General features: G+C 44.9%; 23 protein-coding genes, 1 tRNA gene and 1 riboswitch. Of the genes, 12 read left to right on the top strand and 12 right to left on the bottom strand.

Annotated elements, in window-relative coordinates; all coding sequences use genetic code 11:
• Positions 1–4: 4 nt before the first annotated feature.
• On the bottom strand, positions 5–649 hold the full coding sequence (rnt, locus tag LIX84_RS06860) for a ribonuclease T (RefSeq protein ID WP_012841569.1): 645 nt from the start codon (positions 647–649) through the stop codon (positions 5–7).
• A 263-nt stretch (positions 650–912) separates the two neighbouring features.
• On the opposite strand from rnt, the gene motY reads away from it, so the two are divergent.
• The gene (gene motY, locus LIX84_RS06855) at positions 913–1,794 is read left to right on the top strand and encodes a flagellar protein MotY (RefSeq protein ID WP_012841571.1); all 882 of its coding nucleotides are present in this window, start codon (positions 913–915) and stop codon (positions 1,792–1,794) included.
• A gap of 120 nt (positions 1,795–1,914) precedes the next feature.
• On the opposite strand, the gene LIX84_RS06850 is transcribed toward motY, so the two are convergent.
• The 10 genes from LIX84_RS06850 to LIX84_RS06805 all read right to left on the bottom strand — a co-directional run bounded on the left by LIX84_RS06850 (position 1,915) and on the right by LIX84_RS06805 (position 10,260).
• Entirely contained in the window at positions 1,915–2,349 is a 435-nt protein-coding gene (locus LIX84_RS06850) for a DUF2753 domain-containing protein (protein WP_005384886.1), read from the bottom strand.
• Between the two features lie 150 nt (positions 2,350–2,499).
• Positions 2,500–2,916 (bottom strand): lactoylglutathione lyase, encoded by a 417-nt coding sequence (gene gloA / locus LIX84_RS06845; RefSeq protein ID WP_005380739.1) that lies wholly within the window; start codon positions 2,914–2,916, stop codon positions 2,500–2,502.
• A 32-nt stretch (positions 2,917–2,948) separates the two neighbouring features.
• Positions 2,949–3,590, bottom strand: coding sequence for an endonuclease III (gene nth / locus LIX84_RS06840; RefSeq protein WP_226420973.1), 642 nt, complete (start codon positions 3,588–3,590; stop codon positions 2,949–2,951).
• Positions 3,591–3,654: 64 nt separating this feature from the next.
• Positions 3,655–4,347 carry an electron transport complex subunit E gene (locus LIX84_RS06835; protein WP_054867993.1) on the bottom strand — a complete coding sequence of 231 codons (693 nt, stop codon included), beginning with the start codon at positions 4,345–4,347 and terminating at the stop codon, positions 3,655–3,657.
• A complete protein-coding gene (gene rsxG, locus LIX84_RS06830) occupies positions 4,347–4,979 on the bottom strand; it encodes an electron transport complex subunit RsxG (protein ID WP_006743364.1) in 633 nt (210 codons plus the stop codon). The genes LIX84_RS06835 and rsxG overlap by 1 nt, the downstream gene beginning before the upstream one ends.
• 7 nt (positions 4,980–4,986) lie before the next feature.
• Complete coding sequence (gene rsxD, locus LIX84_RS06825) at positions 4,987–6,033, bottom strand: electron transport complex subunit RsxD (protein ID WP_012841573.1); 1,047 nt, start codon at positions 6,031–6,033, stop codon at positions 4,987–4,989.
• Entirely contained in the window at positions 6,033–8,669 is a 2,637-nt protein-coding gene (gene rsxC, locus LIX84_RS06820) for an electron transport complex subunit RsxC (protein WP_226420972.1), read from the bottom strand. Before rsxC ends, rsxD begins: the two co-directional genes overlap by 1 nt.
• Positions 8,670–8,677: 8 nt before the next feature.
• A complete protein-coding gene (gene rsxB, locus LIX84_RS06815; RefSeq protein ID WP_012841575.1) occupies positions 8,678–9,274 on the bottom strand; it encodes an electron transport complex subunit RsxB in 597 nt (198 codons plus the stop codon).
• A gap of 3 nt (positions 9,275–9,277) precedes the next feature.
• Positions 9,278–9,856 (bottom strand): electron transport complex subunit RsxA, encoded by a 579-nt coding sequence (rsxA, locus tag LIX84_RS06810; protein ID WP_005380762.1) that lies wholly within the window; start codon positions 9,854–9,856, stop codon positions 9,278–9,280.
• Positions 9,857–10,184: 328 nt separating this feature from the next.
• Positions 10,185–10,260 (bottom strand) — tRNA-Asn (locus LIX84_RS06805).
• 559 nt (positions 10,261–10,819) lie between these two features.
• Between LIX84_RS06805 and uvrB the strand changes: the two genes are divergently transcribed.
• The 3 genes from uvrB (at position 10,820) to luxU (ending at position 14,891) form a co-directional block, all read left to right on the top strand.
• Positions 10,820–12,850, top strand: coding sequence for an excinuclease ABC subunit UvrB (gene uvrB, locus LIX84_RS06800; RefSeq protein ID WP_047010067.1), 2,031 nt, complete (start codon positions 10,820–10,822; stop codon positions 12,848–12,850).
• 293 nt (positions 12,851–13,143) lie between these two features.
• A complete protein-coding gene (gene luxO / locus LIX84_RS06795; protein ID WP_005396653.1) occupies positions 13,144–14,550 on the top strand; it encodes a quorum-sensing sigma-54 dependent transcriptional regulator LuxO in 1,407 nt (468 codons plus the stop codon).
• Positions 14,547–14,891 (top strand): quorum-sensing phosphorelay protein LuxU, encoded by a 345-nt coding sequence (gene luxU / locus LIX84_RS06790; RefSeq protein ID WP_226420971.1) that lies wholly within the window; start codon positions 14,547–14,549, stop codon positions 14,889–14,891. The genes luxO and luxU overlap by 4 nt, the downstream gene beginning before the upstream one ends.
• Before the next feature lie 112 nt (positions 14,892–15,003).
• Here luxU and LIX84_RS06785 read toward each other — a convergent pair whose 3' ends face one another.
• On the bottom strand, positions 15,004–15,900 hold the full coding sequence (locus LIX84_RS06785) for a YvcK family protein (RefSeq protein ID WP_006742807.1): 897 nt from the start codon (positions 15,898–15,900) through the stop codon (positions 15,004–15,006).
• A 175-nt stretch (positions 15,901–16,075) separates the two neighbouring features.
• A riboswitch (molybdenum cofactor riboswitch) is annotated at positions 16,076–16,210 on the top strand.
• Between LIX84_RS06785 and moaA the strand changes: the two genes are divergently transcribed.
• The 8 genes from moaA to oppC all read left to right on the top strand — a co-directional run bounded on the left by moaA (position 16,199) and on the right by oppC (position 23,199).
• On the top strand, positions 16,199–17,188 hold the full coding sequence (gene moaA, locus LIX84_RS06780; protein ID WP_226420970.1) for a GTP 3',8-cyclase MoaA: 990 nt from the start codon (positions 16,199–16,201) through the stop codon (positions 17,186–17,188). Its footprint overlaps the riboswitch before it by 12 nt.
• Before the next feature lie 105 nt (positions 17,189–17,293).
• Positions 17,294–17,806 (top strand): molybdenum cofactor biosynthesis protein B, encoded by a 513-nt coding sequence (gene moaB / locus LIX84_RS06775; protein WP_226420969.1) that lies wholly within the window; start codon positions 17,294–17,296, stop codon positions 17,804–17,806.
• A gap of 26 nt (positions 17,807–17,832) precedes the next feature.
• On the top strand, positions 17,833–18,312 hold the full coding sequence (gene moaC, locus LIX84_RS06770) for a cyclic pyranopterin monophosphate synthase MoaC (protein WP_005396647.1): 480 nt from the start codon (positions 17,833–17,835) through the stop codon (positions 18,310–18,312).
• The gene (gene moaD / locus LIX84_RS06765; protein ID WP_005396646.1) at positions 18,309–18,566 is read left to right on the top strand and encodes a molybdopterin synthase sulfur carrier subunit; all 258 of its coding nucleotides are present in this window, start codon (positions 18,309–18,311) and stop codon (positions 18,564–18,566) included. The genes moaC and moaD overlap by 4 nt, the downstream gene beginning before the upstream one ends.
• 1 nt (position 18,567) lies before the next feature.
• Complete coding sequence (gene moaE, locus LIX84_RS06760; RefSeq protein ID WP_114323293.1) at positions 18,568–19,023, top strand: molybdopterin synthase catalytic subunit MoaE; 456 nt, start codon at positions 18,568–18,570, stop codon at positions 19,021–19,023.
• A gap of 532 nt (positions 19,024–19,555) precedes the next feature.
• Entirely contained in the window at positions 19,556–21,232 is a 1,677-nt protein-coding gene (locus tag LIX84_RS06755; protein WP_005396644.1) for an ABC transporter substrate-binding protein, read from the top strand.
• Positions 21,233–21,360: 128 nt separating this feature from the next.
• Complete coding sequence (gene oppB, locus LIX84_RS06750) at positions 21,361–22,281, top strand: oligopeptide ABC transporter permease OppB (protein ID WP_226420968.1); 921 nt, start codon at positions 21,361–21,363, stop codon at positions 22,279–22,281.
• Between the two features lie 15 nt (positions 22,282–22,296).
• Complete coding sequence (gene oppC, locus LIX84_RS06745) at positions 22,297–23,199, top strand: oligopeptide ABC transporter permease OppC (protein WP_226420967.1); 903 nt, start codon at positions 22,297–22,299, stop codon at positions 23,197–23,199.
• Positions 23,200–23,214 lie beyond the last annotated feature (15 nt).

Genomic DNA, 23,214 nt, shown 5'->3' with positions numbered 1-23,214 from the left:
CTTATTATTCTTCGTCAACAAGCGGCCAACCGCCGAGGGCCTTCCATTTGTTGACAATGCCGCAGAATAATTCTGCTGTTTTTTGTGTATCGTAAAGCGCTGAGTGTGCTTCACGATTATCGAATTCCATCCCGGCCGTTTTGCATGCTTTCGCGAGAACCGTTTGACCATAAGCAAGGCCGCTCAATGTTGCCGTGTCAAAAGTAGCAAAGGGATGAAAAGGGACTCTTTTTAGTTTACAGCGCTCATTGGCTGCATTTACAAAACCTAAGTCGAATGCTGCGTTATGGGCAACCATAATTGCGCGCGAGCAATCTGCGGCTTTTTGTTCTTTGCGAATAAGCTTATAAATCTCTTTTAACGCTTCTTGCTCAGAAACTGCACCACGAAGAGGGCTATATGGGTCACGAATACCATTGAATTCTAGCGCTTCTTTTTCTAAGTTAGCGCCCTCAAATGGCTCAACATGAAAATGAATGGTGGAGGCCGGATGCAACACGCCATCTTCGTCCATTTTTAACGTAACGGCGCAAATTTCTAAAAGTGCATCAGTTTGAGCATTGAAACCTGCGGTCTCAACGTCTACTACCACAGGGAAATAACCACGAAAGCGTTTTTTCAAGGTCAGAGCTTCATTTTCTATTGTCATGTCGGCTTATTTTTGTGTGACGAAGGCTGCATTATTGCAGATTATACCGACGAGAAAAACCGCAATTTAGGAGAAAAACGGAATTCTATTTTGCATCTCATCAATACGCTCGATCGCATTTCGGGTGATTGAGTTACCATGATTAACGTTAATCGTATTATCACGATATTTCGCACGTTGGCGAGGTTTTTGCATGCCAGGTGAAGTGGTTTTATTGATTCAAATTGACGGCAACAGACTGCCGTTTAAGAGACAGTACTTAGATGAAGAAATGGCTGATTACTAGTGGCGTTGTATTTTCGTTGTTTAGCACAAGCAGTTTTGCTGTGATGGGCAAACGTTATGTTGCCACTCCACAGCAATCTCAATGGGAAATGGTGGTCAACACACCGTTAGAATGCCAACTTGTTCACCCTATTCCAAGTTTTGGAGATGCGGTATTTTCATCTCGTGCGAATAAAAAAATCAATTTAGACTTTGAGTTAAAAATGCGTCGTCCGATGGGAGAAACACGTAACGTCAGTCTCATCTCTATGCCGCCACCTTGGCGACCAGGTGAACACGCCGATCGAATTACAAACCTAAAGTTTTTTAAACAGTTTGATGGTTATGTCGGAGGGCAAACAGCATGGGGCATTTTGTCTGAGCTGGAAAAAGGGCGTTATCCGACCTTTAGTTATCAGGATTGGCAGAGCCGAGATCAGAGAATTGAAGTCGCATTGTCATCCGTGCTGTTTCAAAATAAGTACAACGCGTTTAGCGACTGTATTTCCAATTTATTGAAATACAGTTTTGAAGACATTGCCTTTACGATTTTGCACTACGAAAGACAAGGCGATCAGTTAACCAAGGCTTCCAAAAAGCGTTTATCACAAATTGCAGATTATATCCGACATAATCAAGATATCGATCTCGTGCTGGTGGCGACGTACACCGATTCAACCGATGGCAAAAGTGCGAGCCAAAGTTTATCTGAGCGACGTGCAGAGTCACTTCGTGATTATTTTCAGTCTCTAGGGCTACCGGAAGATCGAATTCAAGTGCAAGGGTACGGCAAGCGTCGTCCTATTGCAGATAATGGCTCGCCAATAGGAAAAGACAAAAACCGCCGAGTCGTAATATCACTCGGGCGAACCCAAGTGTAACGAATATAAAAACGCCGAAGCTGAAAGCTTCGGCGTTTTTAATTTACTGACGTTGTTAATAATATTTTAATGGGATTTTGCTAAGTACCTTTCGGTGATTCCGGCTGTATAATTTGAATGTTAGTTTAAGCGGAATTTGGCAATGACTTCGCAATTTGTTGCGGTATCGATTTTTTCAACCTGTTTGGCAATAGCCGGATTAGGGTGACGTTTCATGAAGTCTATTAATGCTTTAGTGCAACATCCTATTGAGTCGATAAAGCTTGCACATTCTTTATTTGGGCATTGTGGGATGAGTGTTAAGACTTTCTCTGAAGCCAGCTGAAGGTATTTGAGTTCATAGTCAGTGTCTCCGGCCCAACGCCAGAACTGAGCTAAGTTATGACAAGAAATCACAGAAATTAATAATCGCTCGTCTGCTTCAATTTCCACACATTCGCTAATATCTTCACTCAGGCTTAGGGCTTGCTGGTAATGAAGAATGCTGCGAACAGGGTCATCTAGTTGAAGTGCCGTATCGGCTAGAAGTGTGTGTTTTTCCCATTCACTGATCATTATCGTAATCCCGCATATCGAAGTTGCGAATAAATCTAAACGATAATTATTATCAAGTAAAGTGTTTTGTTTATAAAAGAACAGGCAGATCGCAGACCTGCCTGTAATCGATGTTCAACTTGCAGTACAAGTGATTATTAGAAGTGCTGCTTAGCCTTCAAGACCTGCTGAAGCTTGCTTGTTTTGGATAAGCTCAATCATATAACCATCTGGGTCTTTTACGAATGCAATGTGCGTGCTTCCGCCTTTTACTGGACCTGGTTCACGCGTCACATTACCGCCCGCCGCTTTGATAGCGTCGCAAGTTGTGTAGATATCATCAACACCAATGGCGATATGACCAAAAGCAGTACCTAGGTCATATTCAGTTTTACCCCAGTTGTAAGTTAGCTCGATCACAGCACCTTGGGATTCGTCACCGTAGCCAAGAAACGCCAGTGTGTATTCGTACTCTTTATTCTCGTTCGTACGAAGCAACTGCATGCCCATAACTTCAGTGTAAAACTTGATGGATTTGTCTAGATCACCTACGCGAAGCATAGTGTGGAGAATTCGACCATTTGACATTTTTTGCTCCTAGCTTTGATTTTCAAATAGCGTTAGCTATCTGGATATACTTTCTCTTTATATTCGCACAAATCTTCAATAATGCAGCTACCGCAGCGAGGCTTTCTCGCCAAGCACGTGTAGCGGCCATGAAGAATGAGCCAGTGGTGCACATCGAGTTTGAACTCTTTTGGCACAACTTTTAATAGCTTTTGCTCGACATCATCAACCGTTTTGCCCATTGCAAACTTAGTACGATTCGACACGCGATAAATGTGCGTATCGACGGCAATGGTTGGCCAACCAAAAGCGGTGTTGAGCACGACGTTTGCGGTCTTGCGACCTACGCCTGGTAGCGCTTCTAACGCTGCACGATCTTCAGGAACTTCACCATTGTGTTTTTCCAACAAGATCTTACAAGTCTTGATAGTGTTTTCTGCTTTTGAGTTAAATAAACCGATGGTCTTTATGTATTCTTTTAAGCCATCAACTCCCAAATCGAGAATACTTTGCGGTGTATTAGCGACAGGGAAAAGCTTGTCGGTGGCTTTATTGACACTTACATCGGTTGCTTGCGCTGATAGTAATACCGCGATTAGCAGTTCAAAAGGGGAGCTCCAGTTAAGCTCAGTTTGAGGATTCGGATTGTTTTCTCGTAATCGCTCAAGAATTTTGATTCTTTTTATTTTGTTCATTGCTGACTTCCAATACCGTCTCTGCGGTTTATGAAAAAGGCTCCTATGACAGAGCCTTATTTTGTTATGCGTTGGTGACGCGAGCACGTTCTATGGTTGGTTTTTCTTCTTTTGGTTGACGTGCCTGGACTGAATTATCGATGACATTTTTAAGCGCTATCAACAGACCAACGCCGATAAATGCACCGGGTGGAAGAAGTGCTAGCAGAAAGCTGTTGTCAAATTGGAAAACTTGAATGCGCAGAGCAGATGCCCAGTCTCCTAATAGCAGATCTGCCCCGTCGAATAGCGTGCCATTACCAATTAACTCACGCATGGCACCTAGCACGACCAAAACGCTTGTCATACCAAGACCCATCCATAAACCGTCTAATGCTGCAGGCGCAACATCATTTTTTGAAGCGTATGCTTCAGCTCGACCAATAATGATGCAGTTGGTTACAATCAGAGGAATAAAGATACCAAGAGACAGGTATAAACCATACGCATAGGCATTCATCAATAACTGAACACAGGTAACGAGAGAGGCAATGATCATCACGAACACAGGAATGCGGATCTCTTTTGGCACGTAATTACGAATAAGAGAAACCGTGACGTTGGAGCCGACCAGCACTAATAAGGTTGCAATACCAAGACCTAAGGCATTGGTTATTGTGGAAGAAACCGCTAGTAGTGGACACAGACCCAGCAGCTGTACGAGAGCAGGGTTATTACTCCACATACCGTTTTTCATCAGCAATTTATTCTCATTCATTACTGCTCTCCTTCACAGCCCAAAGGCTGGCTAAGAATGTCTTCACGAGATTGGTTTACGTAGTTAACGGTATTTCGCACCACTTTTACGACGGCTCTAGGCGTGATCGTTGCACCAGTAAATTGATCGAAATCACCACCATCTTTACGAACTTTCCATGAGTTCCAGTTACTTTCCGTGACTTGTTTGCCCGTAAAGCTCAGGATCCAGTCGGTGACACGAAGATCAATTTTATCGCCCAGGCCAGGGGTTTCTTGATGGCTTAAGACGCGTGTCCCCAAAATATTGCCCTGATTGTCAATCCCAGTAATAACTTTTATCTCACCATTGTAGCCATCTGGCGCGATGGATTCTATTGCGATTGCTGTCGGTTCACCATTCTTCGTGGCGAGGTAGGCTGGCATCGCACGTAATGTCCCCAGTTCTGGTGACGTGACCATAGTGCAGGCTTGCGTGAGTGCGTTGTCATGCATGTTTTCTGGAATGACTTGATTCAAAACAGAAAGTAATTGTTGTTGTTCTTGTATCTTGATTTGGTCTTTTGTTAGGTACTGAGTAAAGGCGACTAATCCGGTTGTTGCACAGGCAAAGATCGCAAGTGTCAGACCATTTTTTCTAATAGCGGTTAACATGTTTACCTCAGTGACCGTAAGTTCTAGGTTTGGTGTAGTAATCGATCAGTGGCACACACATATTTGCAAGTAACACTGCGAATGCAACACCATCAGGGAAGCCGCCCCAACTGCGAATGATAAAGACCAAAGCACCAATAAGCGCGCCAAAGATCAAACGTCCTTTAACGGTGGTAGACGCCGACACGGGATCGGTTGCAATAAAGAATGCGCCAAGCATGGTTGCACCTGATAACAAGTGGAAGATTGGCGACGCAGTTTCCCCTGGGGTCAGTAAGCTGAACACGAGGCTAAATAGCGTCAGGCTCGCTAGGAAACCTACGGGGATATACCATTGGATGATGCGTTTTTTGATCATCACTAAACCACCAAGTAAGTAGGCAAGATTTACCCATTGCCAACCAATGCCAGCTAATCCATCGAATATTGGCTGCGACAGTACTTCACTTGGGGTTGCACCTGTATGAATGCCGGTCTTAAATGCATCAAGTGGCGTCGCCATTGTCACACCGTCAACCCCCGTTCGAACTTGCTGAAGCGATAAGCCGTCGTAATCATAGCCCGTAAAAATTAAAGAGAGTGTATCTGCAAAATTTACGTGATCAGGTATGAGTGACGTCGGGGCACTCCAACTCGTCATTTGCACTGGGAATGAGATCAACAAGACCACATAAGCGACCATAGCAGGATTGAATAAGTTCTGACCAAGGCCACCATATAGGTGTTTAGCGATTACGATCGCGAAAATAAGTCCGATCACCATAATCCACCACGGAGACCATGGTGGAATAGCAACGGCTAATAACCAAGCGGTAACGATCGCACTGTTATCACGTAGTGCTCGCATCGGCGAACGTTTACGGAAGACCATAACTAAGGCTTCAAGTGATACAGCGACTGCGATGGCAAAAATCAGCTGAATAAGCGTTCCCCACCCAAAGAAGTAGGTCTGAGCCGCTAAACCTGGGAGAGCACAAAGTGCCACCCATTTCATTAAGTCAGGTGTACTACGACGGCTGTGGGTATGCGGTGAACTGGCAATAAAAAACGACACTACTCGTTCTCCTCAGTATTATTTTTATTAGCTTCTTGCTGCGCTTTGCGAGCTTTCGCGCGCGCAATAGCAGCAGCGACAGCCGCTTTTTTCGGATCTTCAGTTTGTTCAGCAGGCGTTTCAGCTTCTACCGTTTTAGCTGGTTCTTCTTGCTTAGCTTTACGCGCTTTGGCACGCGCAATAGCCGCAGCGACAGCCGCTTTTTTCGGATCTTCAGCTTGTTCAGCAGGCGTTTCAGCTTCTACCGTTTCGGCTGGTTCTTCTTGCTTAGCTTTACGCGCTTTGGCACGCGCAATGGCAGCAGCAACCGCGGCTTTTTTCGGGTCTGCAGCTTGCTTAGCAGGCGCTTCAGCTTCTTCCGTTTCGGTTGGGTCTGCTTGTTTCGCTTTACGAGCCTTAGCGCGCGCAATGGCAGCAGCAACGGCTGCCTTCTTCGGATCGTCGGTTGGCTCAGTAGACGTTTCAGCTTCTTCGGTTTCAGTTGAGTCTGCTTGTTTCGCTTTACGAGCCTTAGCGCGTGCAATGGCAGCAGCAACGGCGGCTTTCTTCGGATCGTCGGTTGGCTCAGTAGGCGTTTCAGCTTCTTCGGTTTCAGTTGAGTCTGCTTGTTTCGCTTTACGAGCCTTAGCGCGTGCAATGGCAGCAGCAACGGCGGCTTTTTTCGGATCGTCGGTTGTCTCAGTAGGCGTTTCAGCTTCTTCGGTTTCAGTTGAGTCTACTTGTTTCGCTTTACGCGCTTTGGCACGCGCAATAGCAGCAGCAACCGCGGCTTTCTTCGGCTCTTCAGCTTGCTCAGCAGACGCTTGAGCTTCTAACGTTTCGGTTGGTTCTTCTTGTTGAGCTTTTTTCGCTTTAGCTCGGGCGATGGCTGCTGCAACTGCCGATTTCTTATCATCAGCGTTGTTGTCTGGTGTTTCGCCTTGCTCTTTTTGTGCTTTACGTTCGCGGGCTAGACGTTTGCGTTCTTCGCGCAGTTTTGCCATTTCTGAGTTATCAGGTTCACTAGAGCCTGCTTTAGCGGCTGCGGCCTGTTTTGCCTTCGCTTTGGCAATGGCTGCAGCGACGGCAGGTTTCACGGCTGGCTCTGCTTTTTCTGTTGTTTCTGTCTTCTGAGCTTTCACTCGTGCGATCGCTGCTGCAATCGCATCATCACCACCAGAAGATTTCATGTCTTTACGGCGCTGATCGGCTGCTTTCTTAAAGCGATTTTCACGTTCTGCTTTTTCGCGCTCCATGCGCGCTTTCTTCTCTTCAAAACGCAGCTTCGCTCGTTCAGCAGCTTCCGCTTCTTGTGTTCTGGTGCGAATTTCCGCTTTTGCTTGGCGGTAGTACTGTACGAGAGGAATTTCACTTGGACACACAAACGCACAAGCACCGCACTCGATACAATCCTTTAAGTTTAGTTCTTCGAGTTTGTCATACTCTTCAGCTTTTGCATGCCATTGCAGTTGCTGAGGTAGCAGTGAAGCAGGGCAAGCTTCAGCACATTGGCTACAGCGAATACATTCCATCTCATGTTGGTGTGGAGAGATCTCACGACGAGTCGGGGCAAGGATACAGTTTGCTGTCTTGGTAATCGGCACTTGAGAGTGGGGAAGGGTGAAGCCCATCATTGGTCCACCCATGATTAAACGTTGTAACTTCTTATCGGCTTTATAGCCAAACTCATCCAATAACGCCTGTACTGGTGTACCTAATAATGCCCAAACATTGCGTGGTTGTTTGAATGTTTTACCGGTGAGAGTCACCACGCGTTTTATCATCGGTTCACCATCGATGATTGCGCGTTTGATTGAGTAAAGAGAACCGACATTTTGAACCAAAATACCAATATCGGCTGGAATTGCGCCGCTTGGTACTTCTTTATTGGTCAAAATTTTGATCAGCTGTTTTTCACCACCAGAAGGGTATTTAGTCGGGATAACGCGAATGACGATATCTTTGTTTAGAGCCGCAGCTTCTAACGCTTTAATTGCCTCTGGTTTGTTATCTTCAATACCAATAATCGTGAGCTTTGGTGTCAGGATATGTTCGACAATCTCGATACCTTGGATGAGCTCTTCGGCATGCTCTTGCATGAGCTTGTCATCTGATGTGATGTATGGCTCACACTCAGCTGCGTTGACGATAAGAATCTCTGTGCGAGCAAAACCTGATTGGATTTTTTTTGCGGTAGGGAAACCTGCGCCACCCATACCTGAAATGCCTGCGAGACGAATAATATCGATCAGTGCGTCAGGTGTTTCTTGTTTGTAATCCGCGACGGGTTTTCTGTCACACCATGTATCGTTACCATCAGGTGTAATGACCGCACAGAGTTCACTCAGACCTGAAGGGTGAGCAACGGTTCTAGGCTCAATTGCGGTGATCGTACCCGATGTAGGAGCATGCACTGGAACGGTAAAACCAGTTTCGGATTGCGTTAATGGCTGACCTTTTAATACGTGGTCACCTTCGGCAACCAATAAGTTACCAGCCCTACCAATGTGCTGTTTTAGCGGTAATACAATTTCTGATGGGATAGCCGCGTGAACGAGCTCAGTTTTGTTGGACTGCTTTTTGTTTTCTGCCGGATGCACACCACCAGGGAAATCCCAAAGCGAGCCTGTACGAATTTGTTCAATCAAAGACAACATGCGAAACCTTACTTAATTGAATCTTTCACGTTCGCTGCATCGTCGGCAGCATCCGTAATGTTGAGTACTGGAATGGAGTTAAGTTGCCACTTCCAGCTTTCCGTGGTGGTTGCCACAGGAATCATTTCAATACAATCAGTTGGACATGGTGCAACACATAAGTCACACCCCGTACATTCGTCTTTAATTACGGTATGAACCGCTTTTGTACCGCCTACAATTGCATCCACTGGACACGCTTGAATACACTTAGTACAGCCAATGCACATATCTTCATGGATAAACGCAACGGTTGGAATTTTGTTGTCGAGATCGTGCGCAGATTCTTCTGGCTCAACACCCATTAAGTCGGCGAGCTTTTCGATTGTTGCCTGACCGCCTGGCGGACATTTGTTGATGTGGTCGCCATTTGCAATCGCTTCAGCATAAGGGCGGCAACCAGGGTAGCCACATTGACCGCATTGAGTTTGAGGTAAGATTGCGTCGATTTGATCCACAATTGGGTCTGCCTCGACTTTGAAGCGAATAGAAGCAAAACCAAGTATCGCGCCGAAAATCGCAGCAAGAACCGCTAACGCGATGATCGCAATTAAAATCGTACTCATTGTTTACTTCACCAAACCTGTAAAGCCCATAAAGGCTAGTGACATTAAACCCGCTGTAATCATTGCAATCGATGCACCTTTAAAAGGCACTGGTACGTCGGCGGCAGCTATGCGCTCACGCATGGATGCAAAAAGTATCAACACCAATGAGAAACCAACAGCGGCGCCGAAGCCGTAGATAATCGATTCGATAAAGTTATGGTTCTCATTAATATTAAGAAGCGCGACGCCTAATACCGCGCAGTTTGTAGTGATCAGCGGTAAGAAAATACCAAGCAAGCGATAAAGTGTTGGACTTGTTTTGTGCACAACCATTTCGGTGAACTGCACCACAACGGCTATCACCAAAATAAAACTCATGGTTCGAAGGTACTCAATACCCAGTGGACGAAGAATGTAGCTTTCCACTAAATACGCACACACTGACGCGAGCGTTAGCACAAAAGTTGTCGCTAAGCCCATACCTATTGCTGTTTCCAGTTTTTTGGACACACCCATAAAAGGACATAGGCCCAAAAACTTCACCAGTACAAAGTTGTTCACCAGCACAGTGCCGACCAACAACAAAACATATTCGGTCATAGTTATTACGTTCTTAAAATCCGATCTTGATATTATCGTGTTTTGTGACACCAATAACAACCAGTGAACGATGTGGTTTTACATACACGATGGAAAAATAGTCGTCTATGTGAGGTATTTTGATGAATCAATAAGAAATTGAACAGCTTGCTGAATGGATTTTACAAAGACGCTGGTGCTGTCTTTCCTCAAAGAATCTTTTGCTCAGAAGGCGGGAATTACATTTAGCGAGTAATTTTAAGTCGTCACTTGAGATATTGATGGTGAAAGAAGCTTTTGATTTCAAAACGAAAAAAGCCGTGTCTTGCGACACGACTTTTCTGGAATTTGGCTCCTCCTGCTGGGCTCGAACCAGCGACCTGCGGATTAACAGTCCGTCGCTCTACCAACTGAGCTAAGGAGGAATTGCTTTGCTTGAAATCGGAACGAATCTTACCGAGCGGCCAAACTACTGTCAACAGTAAAAAAATACATTTTTAGCAAAAAATATTGGGGGAAGGGCTTTACTTTTCTGTACTGCTTGTCAGTAAAGGGGTGAGGTTACTTATCCACTAATTTTGTGGATAACTATGTTGATGAGATCTGAGTAAAGATCTTTTATATGCAACCTGATTTTTATTTAGTGAATTTTTAATCAGGGTTATACAGAGAATATGCAATTAAAACATAGATTTATTGATGTTAAGCAAAATGTATTCAAGGTGGATAAAAATCTAGCTTTTGGGGATAAAGAGTGTTTAGGCCAATTTTTGGGGAAAAGTTGTGGAAACTGCAATGTGAAGAATGGGTGTGGCTCTTCAGCTAGGGCGAAGTACTATATCAGAGTAGGTTTTGTATGGCTATAGCATTCTAGACAAACAAGAAAATTTATTAACAATGGTGGGTAAATTTTCAATAGACGTAGATTTCATTGGCTAAGGTGTATATATATACAGCCAAAGCGCAGTAAAGTTGAGGAAGGGTATGAGTAAAGTCTATGAATTGGTCTCCGATTATCAGCCATCGGGTGACCAGCCGGGAGCGATCAAGCAGCTGCTTGAGGGGCTCGATGCTGGACTGGCACATCAAACACTATTGGGGGTAACGGGATCGGGTAAAACGTTCACACTAGCGAATGTTATCGCTCAAGCCCAGCGACCTGCAATATTACTTGCTCCAAACAAAACGCTCGCAGCGCAATTATATGGCGAGATGAAATCATTCTTTCCCAATAATGCGGTGGAGTACTTTGTTTCCTACTACGATTACTACCAGCCTGAAGCTTATGTCCCGACGACGGATACTTTCATTGAAAAAGACGCATCGGTTAACGCTCACATAGAGCAAATGCGCCTTTCCGCAACGAAAGCACTATTGGAACGTAAAGACGCGATTATCGTTGCGTCTGTTTCTGCTATCTATGGTTTGGGTGACCCAGAATCTTACTTGCAAATGATGTTGCATTTACGTCGTGGTGACGTGATTGATCAACGGGACATGCTACGACGTTTGGCAGAGCTACAATATTCAAGAAATGACGTGGCATTTGAGCGAGGACAGTTTCGGGTTCGTGGCGAAGTGATTGATATCTTTCCAGCGGAATCTGACCAAGACGCAGTTCGTGTCGAAATGTTTGATGATGAAATTGACTGCATAAGTGTTTTTGATCCATTGACTGGTGTGGTGAAACAGCGAGATTTACCACGCTACACCATTTATCCTAAGACGCACTACGTGACACCAAGAGATCGTATTCTTGAAGCGATTGAAAATATTAAGGTTGAATTAGAAGTACGCAAAAAACAGCTTCTAGATAACAACAAGCTACTGGAAGAACAGCGTATTAGCCAGCGGACTCAATTCGATATCGAGATGATGAATGAGTTAGGTTTTTGCTCAGGTATCGAAAACTATTCTCGCTATCTCAGCGGACGATCGGAAGGCGAGCCGCCACCGACATTGTTTGATTACTTGCCTCATGACGGTTTGTTGATCATCGATGAATCCCACGTGACGGTGCCGCAGATTGGTGCCATGTACAAAGGTGACCGCTCTCGTAAAGAAACGCTGGTAGAGTTTGGTTTTCGCTTACCTTCTGCGTTAGATAATCGTCCCCTCAAGTTTGAAGAGTTTGAAGCGTTAGCACCGCAGACGATTTTTGTCTCTGCGACGCCAGGAAATTATGAACTAGAAAAATCGGCTGGTGATGTAGCGGATCAAGTTGTTCGTCCAACAGGCTTGCTTGACCCAGAATTGGAAGTTCGCCCAGTGGCGACCCAAGTGGACGACTTGTTGTCTGAAATTCGCCTCCGTTCTGCTAAAGATGAGCGAGTTCTAGTGACAACATTGACCAAACGAATGGCCGAAGATCTCACCGAGTACTTGCACGAACATGATGTTAGGGTACGTTACTTACACTCAGATATTGATACCGTAGAACGTGTGGAGATCATCCGTGATCTTCGTCTTGGCGAGTTTGACGTGCTGGTGGGAATTAACTTGCTACGAGAAGGCTTGGACATGCCTGAAGTTTCGCTGGTTGCAATATTGGATGCAGATAAAGAGGGCTTCTTGCGCTCCGAGCGTTCACTAATTCAGACCATTGGTCGTGCTGCGCGAAATCTTGAAGGTAAGGCGATCTTGTATGCTGACCGAATCACCAACTCCATGAAAAAGGCGATGGATGAAACCAACCGCCGCCGCGAGAAGCAGAAAGCGTATAACGAAGAAATGGGCATTTCGCCGCAAGCGCTCAAACGAAATATCAAAGATATTATGGAATTGGGCGATATTACCAAGTCTAAACGTCAGCGTAATACTAAACAGGTACCGTTGTCGAAAGTGGCGGAGCCTTCGCAAACATACGAGGTCATGTCTCCTCAACAGTTGGAAAAAGAAATCAGTCGACTTGAGGCGGCAATGTATCAGCACGCGCAAGATTTAGAGTTTGAATTGGCGGCGCAAAAGCGTGACGAGATTGAAAAACTAAGAGCGCAGTTCATCGCAAATAGTTAAAAGTAAGCTTAATGATCTAGCTTAGCCAAGTGTTTTAGATTGCTTGCAAAAAAAGAAGCCAATAGGCAGTCGGGTCTATTGGCTTGTTTTGTGAACATCTCGTTCACTAACAACGTCAGTTGGCTAGGTGACCCGAGGGGTCACTAAACTATCAGCATGGTTTATGCCATTTTTTAAATAATTGATATTATTTTTGAATCCTTTCTCTTACCCATAATTTAGCTAATGTTATTTGCAAAATGCAAAGCGTAATGCGATTATTGTTTAAAACACAACAAAATATTAGCTAGGTTATGCAACAAAAATCTGAAGGTCCTAAATCTCGTTACCTTTTAATGGTTGAGGATACCGCATCCGTTGCGGCACTGTACCGCTCATACCTGACACCGCTTGGTATAGATATCAATATTGTCGGTACAGGTAGGGATGCCATTGAAAGTCTCAACCATAGAATTCCAGATCTTATTCTGCTCGATCTTCGTCTGCCAGATATGACGGGGATGGACGTTTTACACGCTGTAAAAAAGAGTCATCCAGACGTACCTATTATTTTTATGACCGCTCACGGTTCTATCGATACCGCGGTAGAAGCAATGCGTCATGGCTCTCAAGACTTTTTGATCAAACCGTGTGAAGCAGACCGTTTACGTGTCACGGTTAACAATGCGATTCGTAAAGCGACTAAGTTAAAAAACGAGGCTGATAACCCGGGAAATCAAAGTTATCAAGGCTTTATTGGCAGTAGTCAAACAATGCAACAGGTTTACCGCACGATTGATTCAGCAGCGAGCAGCAAAGCGAGTATCTTCATCACTGGTGAAAGTGGTACGGGTAAAGAGGTATGTGCCGAGGCAATCCATGCGGCAAGCAAGCGTGGTGACAAGCCTTTTATTGCGATTAACTGTGCTGCAATTCCAAAAGATTTGATTGAGAGTGAACTGTTTGGTCACGTGAAAGGTGCTTTTACCGGCGCAGCAAATGATCGTCAGGGTGCAGCGGAATTAGCGGATGGTGGCACACTTTTCCTTGATGAACTGTGTGAGATGGACTTAGATTTGCAAACCAAATTGCTGCGATTTATTCAAACCGGCACGTTCCAAAAAGTGGGCTCATCAAAAATGAAGAGCGTGGATGTTCGCTTTGTTTGTGCAACTAACCGTGATCCATGGAAAGAGGTACAAGAAGGTCGATTCCGTGAAGATTTGTACTATCGTTTGTATGTCATTCCTTTGCATTTGCCGCCTTTACGTGAACGAGGTGAAGATGTCATTGAAATTGCATACTCACTGTTAGGCTATATGTCGCACGAGGAAGGAAAAAGCTTCGTGCGTTTTGCGCCTGATGTAATCGACCGATTTAATAGCTATGAGTGGCCAGGCAACGTTCGTCAGTTACAAAACGTGCTGCGCAATATCGTTGTTCTAAACAACGGTAAAGAAATCACGTTGGATATGTTACCGCCACCGCTGAATCAACCGCTTGACCGTCCGTCTTCTGTGGCGAAATTTATTGAGCCGAAAGTGATGACTGCGTCTGAGATTATGCCGTTGTGGATGACAGAAAAAATGGCGATAGAGCAAGCGATTGAAGCGTGTGATGGCAATATCCCCCGAGCGGCGGGATACCTTGATGTCAGTCCATCGACGATTTACCGCAAGTTACAGGCTTGGAATGGCAAGGAAGAGCGGCAAAAAGTATGAGTGTGAATGTATTAAATCAGCAAAAAATCGATGAACTGTCGATGGAGATTGGCAGTGACAATGTTCCTGTTTTACTCGATATTTTCTTGGGGGAGATGGATACCTACATCGAGAATTTATCTCAGTTTCAAGGGACAGAGCGATTGTGTTACCTAAAAGAAATCAGTCACGCGTTAAAAAGCAGCGCAGCGAGCTTTGGAGCAGACCGTCTTTGTCAATTGGCGATGTCGATAGATAAAAAAGCCAAAGCAGGTGAGTTAGCTGAAGAGTCAGACGAGTTAAAAACGATGTTCGATCTTTTGCACGAAACACGCGACGCTTATCGTGATTGGCAGCAGTAATGCATTGTTCTGATGAGGCTCTTACACAAAACCCTTCACGTAAGTGAAGGGTTTTTTCATTGCTGACAGCGAGTAAACTTGAAGCTATCCCCTAGCTTTAGAGGGCGTTTTTTTAAATTGAAAGCCTTAGCTGGCTTTCAATAGCGAGCTTGAGTTTATCTCGGTCGTGACGCCAATCTCGGTTCGACGAAGCTAACGACTCGGTCACTACATTCCACTGGCTCAAGACTTCTTGCTCGGTTTCCTCTGCTAGAACCACGTCTATCTTCCTACCTTGGCAGGCACGCTCACACCATTCTAATTTTTGTGCCATGGTCATTCGTCCGGCTGGGCCGTACTCTGGACTCAAGTTGGCAACGAAAATGACTTTTGCTTTCTCATTGGCGGCAATGGCTTTGCCGAGCTCAGGCAACAGCAAAGGAGGCATGATGCTGGTTAAAAAGCTGCCAGGACCAAGAATAATAGCGTCTGCCTCTGCCAGTGCAGTTACTGCTTCTTTAGTTGCAGGAACTTCTGGTGATAGATCGAGACGGCGTAAATCGGTGTCCATCTCGTCTACATTCGTTTCTCCCGTGACCCACTTCCCATCCACGGATAACGCGGAAAGATCGGAAGGGTGTTCAGACATAGGAAGAATGTTAACGTCGACTTTTAACATGTTTCGAATCAGATTGATGGCATCTAACGGTCTGACCGATAAGTTATCGAGCGCCGTAAGCATCAAGTTACCGAGGTTATGACCATCAAGCTCGCCAGTACCTTTGAAGCGATATTCAAACATCATTGAACTGATCGACGGCTCTGTGATCAGCTGATTAATGCAGTTCCGTGTGTCGCCCCAGGCGATTCCACCTTGGCAGTGACGAATTCTTCCTGTTGAGCCACCATTGTCTGTTGTGGCTACAATGCCAGTTGCATTGCCGCCAAAATCCCGTAGTGCGGCCAACATTCGACCTAAGCCATGACCACCGCCAACAGCGACCACTTTTTTATCCGTGTAGATATTCATTACGTTCTTCTAATAATCTTTTAAAAAACGGCTACAATTTATCTTAAGGAGTGCTTGAAAGGTACTCACTTAGCGGTAAATTGTGTCTCTAGAGAGTTTTTTATCACTCAAGTCTGGATTCCAGTACAAATATTAAGTATTTTACACCGCAAAGCTATCAGAGGTTTCATATCTCTGGTTGCCATAACTCCGAGCTCACTATTGCTAAGTCCGAGGATAAGCGTTTTGAGCCAGTGGCGTACTGTCACAAGGGCATGATTGGAAATGGCCATGCCTCCCGTGTTTGGAAAGGTGTTCCGTGGCGCAACAATTCGAAGACAAATTTCATCGTAAGTTCTATTACTTGCGTCTGTCTGTGACCGACGTATGTAATTTCAAATGTACCTATTGCCTTCCTGATGGCTATAAGCCTTCGGGCAATAAAAACTCGTCTTTTTTATCTCTTCCTGAAATCAAACGGGTCGTAAAAGCGTTTGCTGATTGTGGCACGTCAAAAGTGCGCATTACTGGCGGTGAACCAAGTTTACGCAAAGATTTTACCGACATTATCCACTCAGTGGCTACGACGCCTGGTATCCAAAAAGTTGCAACTACGACCAATGGTTACCGCATGGCGAAGCAAGTCGCAGACTGGCGTGAAGCGGGCTTAACTCACATCAACGTTAGCGTGGACAGCCTTGATCCGCGTATGTTCCATCAAATCACGGGTGAAAATAAGTTCACTGAGGTGATGAATGGTATCGAGCGTGCGTTTGAAGTTGGTTATGAGCAAGTCAAAGTTAATGTGGTTTTGATGAAAGATCTTAACCATCAAGAACTGCCAGCGTTTCTCAACTGGATAAAAGATCGTCCAATCCAACTGCGCTTCATCGAGTTGATGCAAACGGGTGAGATGGATGATTTATTCAATAAGCATCATGTGTCCGGCGTAGCAATTCGTAATCAGTTGATTGCGAACGGTTGGCTGCTTAAAGTGCGCTCTTATAATGACGGCCCCGCGCAAGTGTTTGTTCATCCAGATTACAAGGGTGAAATTGGTCTAATCATGCCTTATGAAAAAGACTTTTGTGAGAGCTGCAACCGACTACGCGTCTCTGCGATGGGTAAGCTGCATCTGTGTTTGTTTGGAGACCACGGTGTAGAACTACGTGATCTATTGGAACGTGATGAGCAAGAAAGCGAGCTTATTGAACGCATCCAAGCGCAGTTACAAACTAAGTCGGTGAGCCATTTCTTGCACGATGGTAATACGGGTATGACGCCGCATCTGGCGTCTATCGGCGGCTAAATCAACTCAAATTTTGTAGGGAAAGCTTATTTATAGGCTAGCTTTCCCTCGCTTTTCTAGAATCGATACCAAACGTATCAAAGTTAAAAGAGAATAGGTGAACACATGGGTCACGCTGAAAGCAAATTCCAACCTGCAAATATTGCCGTTCTAACGGTATCTGACACTCGTACCGAAGAAAACGATACCTCTGGTCGCTACCTTGTTGAACGCGCTCAAGAAGCGGGTCACAATGTTGTCGATAAGCAAATTGTTATTGATGACATGTACAAAATTCGCGCAATTGTTTCTCAGTGGATTGCGGACGACAATGTTCAAGCGATCATGATTACTGGTGGTACAGGGTTCACGTCACGTGACAGCACGCCAGAAGCGCTGAAGCCTCTGTTTGATAAAGAAGTAGAAGGTTTTGGTGAGTTATTCCGCATGGTGTCTTACGAAGAAATTGGTACGTCAACGATCCAATCGCGTGCAATTGCAGGTTTTGCTAACCATACAGTTATCTTCGCAATGCCTGGTTCAACAGGCGCGTGCCGCACTGGCTGGACGAAGATCATCAAGCAGCAGTTAGATGCAAGCCATCGCCCTTGTAACTTCATGCCGCACCTATCTGTATAACCTTTCCTAAAAGCGAAGGAAAAACAATGACTCAATTTACCCATATCAACGCGTCTGGCGAAGCTAACATGGTCGACGTGTCTGCAAAAGCTGAAACGGTTCGTGAAGCACGTGCAGAAGCATTTGTTCACATGGCCCCAGAAACCTTGCAACTGATTGTTTCCGGGCAGCATCATAAAGGTGATGTGTTCGCGACGGCTCGAATTGCTGGTATCCAAGCTGCAAAGAAAACGTGGGATTTGATTCCACTTTGTCATCCTCTGTTGCTTTCTAAAGTCGAAGTTCAGTTGGAGGCTATTGAGTCAGAAAACAAAGTTCGTATTGAATCTGTTTGTAAGCTTGCAGGTAAAACGGGCGTAGAAATGGAAGCGCTCACGGCGGCTTCTGTTGCTGCACTGACGATTTACGATATGTGTAAAGCGGTGCAAAAAGACATGGTTATCGGTCAAGTTCGTCTCCTAGAAAAGACGGGTGGAAAATCTGGACACTTCAAGGCGGAATCATGATTAAAGTACTTTTTTTTGCTCAAACTCGTGAGCTGATTGGTATCGACAGTGTCGAATTAGATGATCAATTTGAAACGGTTGAAGCGATTCGCGCGCATCTCGTGGAAGAGGGCGCTGATAAAAATGGTAAGTGGGATTTGGCTTTAGAGCCAGGAAAGCTACTTGCTGCTGTTAATCAATCTATTGTCCCACTTGATACCGAAGTAAAAGCGGGGGATGAAGTTGCATTTTTCCCACCGGTAACCGGAGGTTAAGATGGACCCACGCGTCTCTGTACAAGTTGAAGACTTTTCCGTTGATCACGAATATCAACGTTTATCCGAAGGTACGGCTGCTGGTGCTGTCGTAACATTCATTGGTAAAGTTCGAGATATGAACCTTGGCGATAATGTTGTTGGTTTGCACTTGGAACATTACCCAGGCATGACTGAGAAGAGCTTGAGCGACATTTGCGATCAAGCGGAATCACGTTGGCCATTATTGGGCGTACGCGTGATTCATCGCGTTGGTGACATGGATAGCGGTGATCAAATCGTCTTTGTTGGTGTTTCAAGTGCACACCGCGGAGCAGCATTTGATGCTTGCGAGTTCATTATGGACTACTTGAAAACCAAAGCACCATTTTGGAAGAAAGAACGCACGACGAATGAAGATCGTTGGATTGAGTCGCGCGATACTGATCACCAAGCTGCACAGCGTTGGGAAAAATAGAACCCACTCCTCATTCTAGTGAAAAAAGCTAAGTGTCAATGGCACTTAGCTTTTTTTGTACTTATCTTCATAATTCTGCTCATTTGACTTCAACACAACCCGTGCTCGCTCTGGTGATATTCTTCACAATAAAAGTTTTTAGCCCAATATATAAACAATTATTTGTTAGACTTCATTTGTCATAAATGTTAAATAATATGTAAATATCTAGCATAAGATGCTATCAAATGGTTTAAATGTAGATTAATCGAAAGTTTTGTCTGTGGAATGTCGCTTCTGGTCTCCATTTGGCTGGTGAATACTTTTTGATTAGAGTTTACTGCTAGGTATGTGTGGTTTAGTCAGGATTATTGGTTTTTTTGCTACATTTTTATGGCAAATTACTTCAATGATTGCTAATGTGTGCCGCAGTCTTTGTAAGGTTTTAGGCTTTTGTGCTCAGAAAATGCACTAAAAAAATCTAAAACTCTGACCGTTCCAGGCCCTTACAAAGAAGTCATGGATGCTAACGAAAAAATTTGGAGTTTTACGCATGTATAAGAATAAAATCACGCGCGCTTTATTTATTGGTGCTGGTCTTTCTCTCGCTTTAGCTGGTTGTGGCGAAAAGCCTGCAGAGAAACAAGCTGCAGAGCCTGCTCCGGCTCCAGCCCCTGAAGCTAAATCTGATTCTAAAGAGCCAAAACTTGCTGCTGTTCAAGAATTGGTGCGTGGTAACGGTACAGAAGTTGCGACAATAGACCCTCATAAATCTCAAGGTGTTCCAGAATCCCACGTGATTCGCGATCTTCTTGAAGGCCTAGTAAACCAAGATGCGGACGGTAACACTATCCCTGGTGTTGCAGAATCTTGGGAAACTGAAGACAACAAAACATACACTTTCCACCTACGTGAAGACGCAAAATGGTCTAACGGTGATCCTGTTACTGCAGGTGATTTTGTATACAGCTTCCAACGCGCAGTCGACCCAGCAACCGCTTCTCCATACGCTTGGTACATGGAATACACCAAGATGAAGAACGCAAAAGACATTGTTGCGGGTAAAAAAGACAAGAGTGAGTTGGGTGTTAAAGCGGTTGACGACCACACGTTAGTGGTTGAGCTAGACACTGCTGTACCATACTTTGTGATGATGATGGGCCACACAACAGTGAAGCCTGTTCACCAAGCAACCGTTGAAAAGTTCGGCGATCAATGGACGAAGCCTGAGAACTTTGTAGGTAACGGTGCTTATGTTGTTGACAACTGGGTTGTAAACGAGCGTTTAGTTCTAAAACGTAACGAACAATACTGGGACAACGAAAACACGACGCTTGATCAAGTTACTTTCCTACCAATCGAAAACCAAGTAGCGGAAATGAACCGCTTCCTAGCAGGTGAAATCGACTTCACGAATGAACTGCCTACAGAGCACTTCAAGCGTTTGAAGCAAGAGCATCCAGAAGACGTGTCTGTATCGGGTAACTTGTGTACTTACTACTACATCTTCAACACGAAGAAAAAGCCGTTTGATGATGTTCGCGTACGTAAAGCGATTTCTTATGCGATTGACCGTAATATCGTGACTGATGCGATCCTAGCACAGGGTCAAAAGCCAGCTTATTTCCTAACGCCTGAAATCACGGCGGGTTTCAACCCAGAAATCCCTGCATACGGCAAAATGACGCAAGAAGAGCGTAACGCTGAAGCGGCGCGTCTATTGGAAGAAGCGGGTTACGGCGCAGACAACCCTCTTGAATTTAACCTTCTATACAACACGTCAGAGAACCACAAGAAACTTGCGGTTGCACTGGGTTCAATGTGGAAGAAGACGCTTGGTCTAGACGTTACGCTAGAAAACCAAGAGTGGAAAACTTACCTATCTACCAAAGATTCTGGCAACTTTGAGGTTGCTCGTGCAGGTTGGTGTGGCGACTACAACGAAGCTTCATCTTTCCTAACGCTGATGATGAGTAATAACACTACTGGTGGTATTCACTACGACAGCAAAGAGTACGATGCAATCATGAACAAAGCATTTGCTTCAACTTCTGACGAAGAGCGTCAAGCGCTTTACCTAGAAGCAGAGAAGTTGATGGCAAAAGATATGCCAATCGCACCTATCTACCAGTACGTGAAATCACGTCTACTATCACCGAAAGTTGGTGGCTTCCCAGTCAATAACGCGGAAGACAAGATTTACTCTAAAGATCTCTACATCACAGAGTAATTCGTAACTCGATAGAACTATAAAAATGAGGCTCTACATGTGAGAAATTGCATGTAGCGCCTATCTTTAGTCCAAAAGAATTGGACGACTTCTTTAATTTAACTGTCACAGACTGAAAGAGTGAGTTTATGCTTAAATTCATCGCAAAAAGGATATTTGAGGCGATCCCAACAATGTTGGTTTTGATCACCGTATCTTTCTTTCTTATGCGCTTTGCACCGGGAAACCCTTTCTCGACAGAGCGTCCATTGCCACCCGAAGTAATGGCAAATATCGAAGCTAAATATGGCTTAGATAAACCTGTATTTGAACAATACACCACGTATTTGACCAATGTTATCCAAGGGGATTTCGGACCGTCATTTAAATACCTTGATTACTCGGTTAACGAGCTGATCGCGGTTGCCTTACCGGTTTCGGCTAAAGTGGGCTTCATCGCCTTTATCTTTACCCTGATTATGGGGGTTACCGTCGGTACCATTGCTGCGCTCAAGCAGAATACTTGGATTGATTACACCATCATGTCGACAGCGATGCTCGGCGTGGTAATGCCTTCTTTTGTATTGGCACCTGCGCTTATCTATCTATTCTCGCTTCACTGGAGTATCTTCCCTGCGGGCGGTTGGCAAGATGGTAGCTGGCAGTATTTAGTGCTTCCTGTCATTGGTATGTCACTACTGTATGTTGCAACCTTCGCTCGTATTACGCGTGGTTCGATGATCGAGACACTGAACAGTAACTTTATTCGTACGGCTCGTGCTAAAGGTCTAAGCTACCGTTACATCATCATCAAGCACGCCCTTAAGCCGGCACTTCTTCCTGTTGTTTCTTACATGGGTCCTGCTTTCGTAGGTATCATCACTGGTTCTGTTGTTATCGAAACCATTTTTGGTCTACCAGGTATTGGTAAGCTATTCGTTAACGCTGCGTTTAACCGTGACTACTCGCTAGTAATGGGTGTAACCATCCTGATTGGTTTCCTATTCATTTTATTCAACGCGATTGTAGATATTCTACTTGCAATGATTGACCCGAAAATTCGCTACTAACAGGGACGTTTGGTTATGTTAACGAAAAAAGAAAACCTAGAAGCGATTGAGAAGTTCTCCGAAAACTTGGAGATTGAAGGTCGCAGTCTTTGGCAAGATGCTCGTATCCGTTTTATGCGCAACAAAGCGGCAATGGTGAGCTTATTCCTTCTTGTTCTAATGACGTTGGCGGTGATTATTCTGCCAATGATCGCACCGCACACCTTTGATAATACTGACTGGTACGCGATGCACGTTGCACCGAATGCTGACCATTGGTTTGGTACTGACAGCCTAGGCCGTGATTTATACGTGCGTACGCTAATTGGGGGGCGTATTTCGTTGATGGTGGGTGTTATGGGCGCATTTGTAGCGGTACTGATTGGTACGCTCTACGGCGCAGCATCTGGTTTCATCGGCGGTAAAGTTGACCGCGTAATGATGCGTATTCTAGAAATTTTATACGCGGTACCGTTTATGTTCCTGGTAATCGTACTGGTAACATTCTTCGGTCGTAACATCATGCTGATCTTCGTTGCGATTGGTGCTATCGCATGGCTAGATATGGCGCGTATCGTACGTGGTCAGACACTCAGCTTACGTAGCAAAGAGTTCATCGAAGCTGCACATGTGTGTGGTGTTAGCAACTGGAAAATTATCACTCGTCATATCGTGCCGAACGTACTGGGCATCGTAGCGGTTTACTCTACGCTGCTTATCCCTAGCATGATCCTGACGGAGTCATTCCTATCATTCCTTGGTCTTGGTGTTCAGGAACCGATGACAAGTTGGGGCGCTCTTCTACAAGAAGGTGCACAGACAATGGAAGTGGCAATCTGGCAGCTGGCATTCCCAGCAGTGTTCATGGTTGTGACGCTATTCTGCTTCAACTACGTTGGTGACGGCCTGCGCGATGCGCTGGATCCAAAAGACAGATAATTAAAAGATAAGATT

Origin of the sequence: Vibrio sp. E14, assembly GCF_020515785.1 — a bacterium.
GTDB classification, from domain to species: Bacteria; Pseudomonadota; Gammaproteobacteria; order Enterobacterales; family Vibrionaceae; genus Vibrio; species Vibrio diabolicus.
This window is presented reverse-complemented; position numbering and strand designations above follow the sequence as displayed.

Bases quoted from the DNA above. Each gene is read 5' to 3' on its own strand.
- rnt (WP_012841569.1), bottom strand. From the start codon at position 649: ATGACAATAGAAAATGAAGCTCTGACCTTGAAAAAACGCTTTCGTGGT.
- motY (WP_012841571.1), top strand. From the start codon at position 913: ATGAAGAAATGGCTGATTACTAGTGGCGTTGTATTTTCGTTGTTTAGC.
- LIX84_RS06850 (WP_005384886.1), bottom strand. From the start codon at position 2,349: ATGATCAGTGAATGGGAAAAACACACACTTCTAGCCGATACGGCACTT.
- gloA (WP_005380739.1), bottom strand. From the start codon at position 2,916: ATGTCAAATGGTCGAATTCTCCACACTATGCTTCGCGTAGGTGATCTA.
- nth (WP_226420973.1), bottom strand. From the start codon at position 3,590: ATGAACAAAATAAAAAGAATCAAAATTCTTGAGCGATTACGAGAAAAC.
- LIX84_RS06835 (WP_054867993.1), bottom strand. From the start codon at position 4,347: ATGAATGAGAATAAATTGCTGATGAAAAACGGTATGTGGAGTAATAAC.
- rsxG (WP_006743364.1), bottom strand. From the start codon at position 4,979: ATGTTAACCGCTATTAGAAAAAATGGTCTGACACTTGCGATCTTTGCC.
- rsxC (WP_226420972.1), bottom strand. From the start codon at position 8,669: ATGTTGTCTTTGATTGAACAAATTCGTACAGGCTCGCTTTGGGATTTC.
- rsxB (WP_012841575.1), bottom strand. From the start codon at position 9,274: ATGAGTACGATTTTAATTGCGATCATCGCGTTAGCGGTTCTTGCTGCG.
- rsxA (WP_005380762.1), bottom strand. From the start codon at position 9,856: ATGACCGAATATGTTTTGTTGTTGGTCGGCACTGTGCTGGTGAACAAC.
- uvrB (WP_047010067.1), top strand. From the start codon at position 10,820: ATGAGTAAAGTCTATGAATTGGTCTCCGATTATCAGCCATCGGGTGAC.
- luxO (WP_005396653.1), top strand. From the start codon at position 13,144: ATGCAACAAAAATCTGAAGGTCCTAAATCTCGTTACCTTTTAATGGTT.
- luxU (WP_226420971.1), top strand. From the start codon at position 14,547: ATGAGTGTGAATGTATTAAATCAGCAAAAAATCGATGAACTGTCGATG.
- LIX84_RS06785 (WP_006742807.1), bottom strand. From the start codon at position 15,900: ATGAATATCTACACGGATAAAAAAGTGGTCGCTGTTGGCGGTGGTCAT.
- moaB (WP_226420969.1), top strand. From the start codon at position 17,294: ATGGGTCACGCTGAAAGCAAATTCCAACCTGCAAATATTGCCGTTCTA.
- moaC (WP_005396647.1), top strand. From the start codon at position 17,833: ATGACTCAATTTACCCATATCAACGCGTCTGGCGAAGCTAACATGGTC.
- moaD (WP_005396646.1), top strand. From the start codon at position 18,309: ATGATTAAAGTACTTTTTTTTGCTCAAACTCGTGAGCTGATTGGTATC.
- moaE (WP_114323293.1), top strand. From the start codon at position 18,568: ATGGACCCACGCGTCTCTGTACAAGTTGAAGACTTTTCCGTTGATCAC.
- LIX84_RS06755 (WP_005396644.1), top strand. From the start codon at position 19,556: ATGTATAAGAATAAAATCACGCGCGCTTTATTTATTGGTGCTGGTCTT.
- oppB (WP_226420968.1), top strand. From the start codon at position 21,361: ATGCTTAAATTCATCGCAAAAAGGATATTTGAGGCGATCCCAACAATG.
- oppC (WP_226420967.1), top strand. From the start codon at position 22,297: ATGTTAACGAAAAAAGAAAACCTAGAAGCGATTGAGAAGTTCTCCGAA.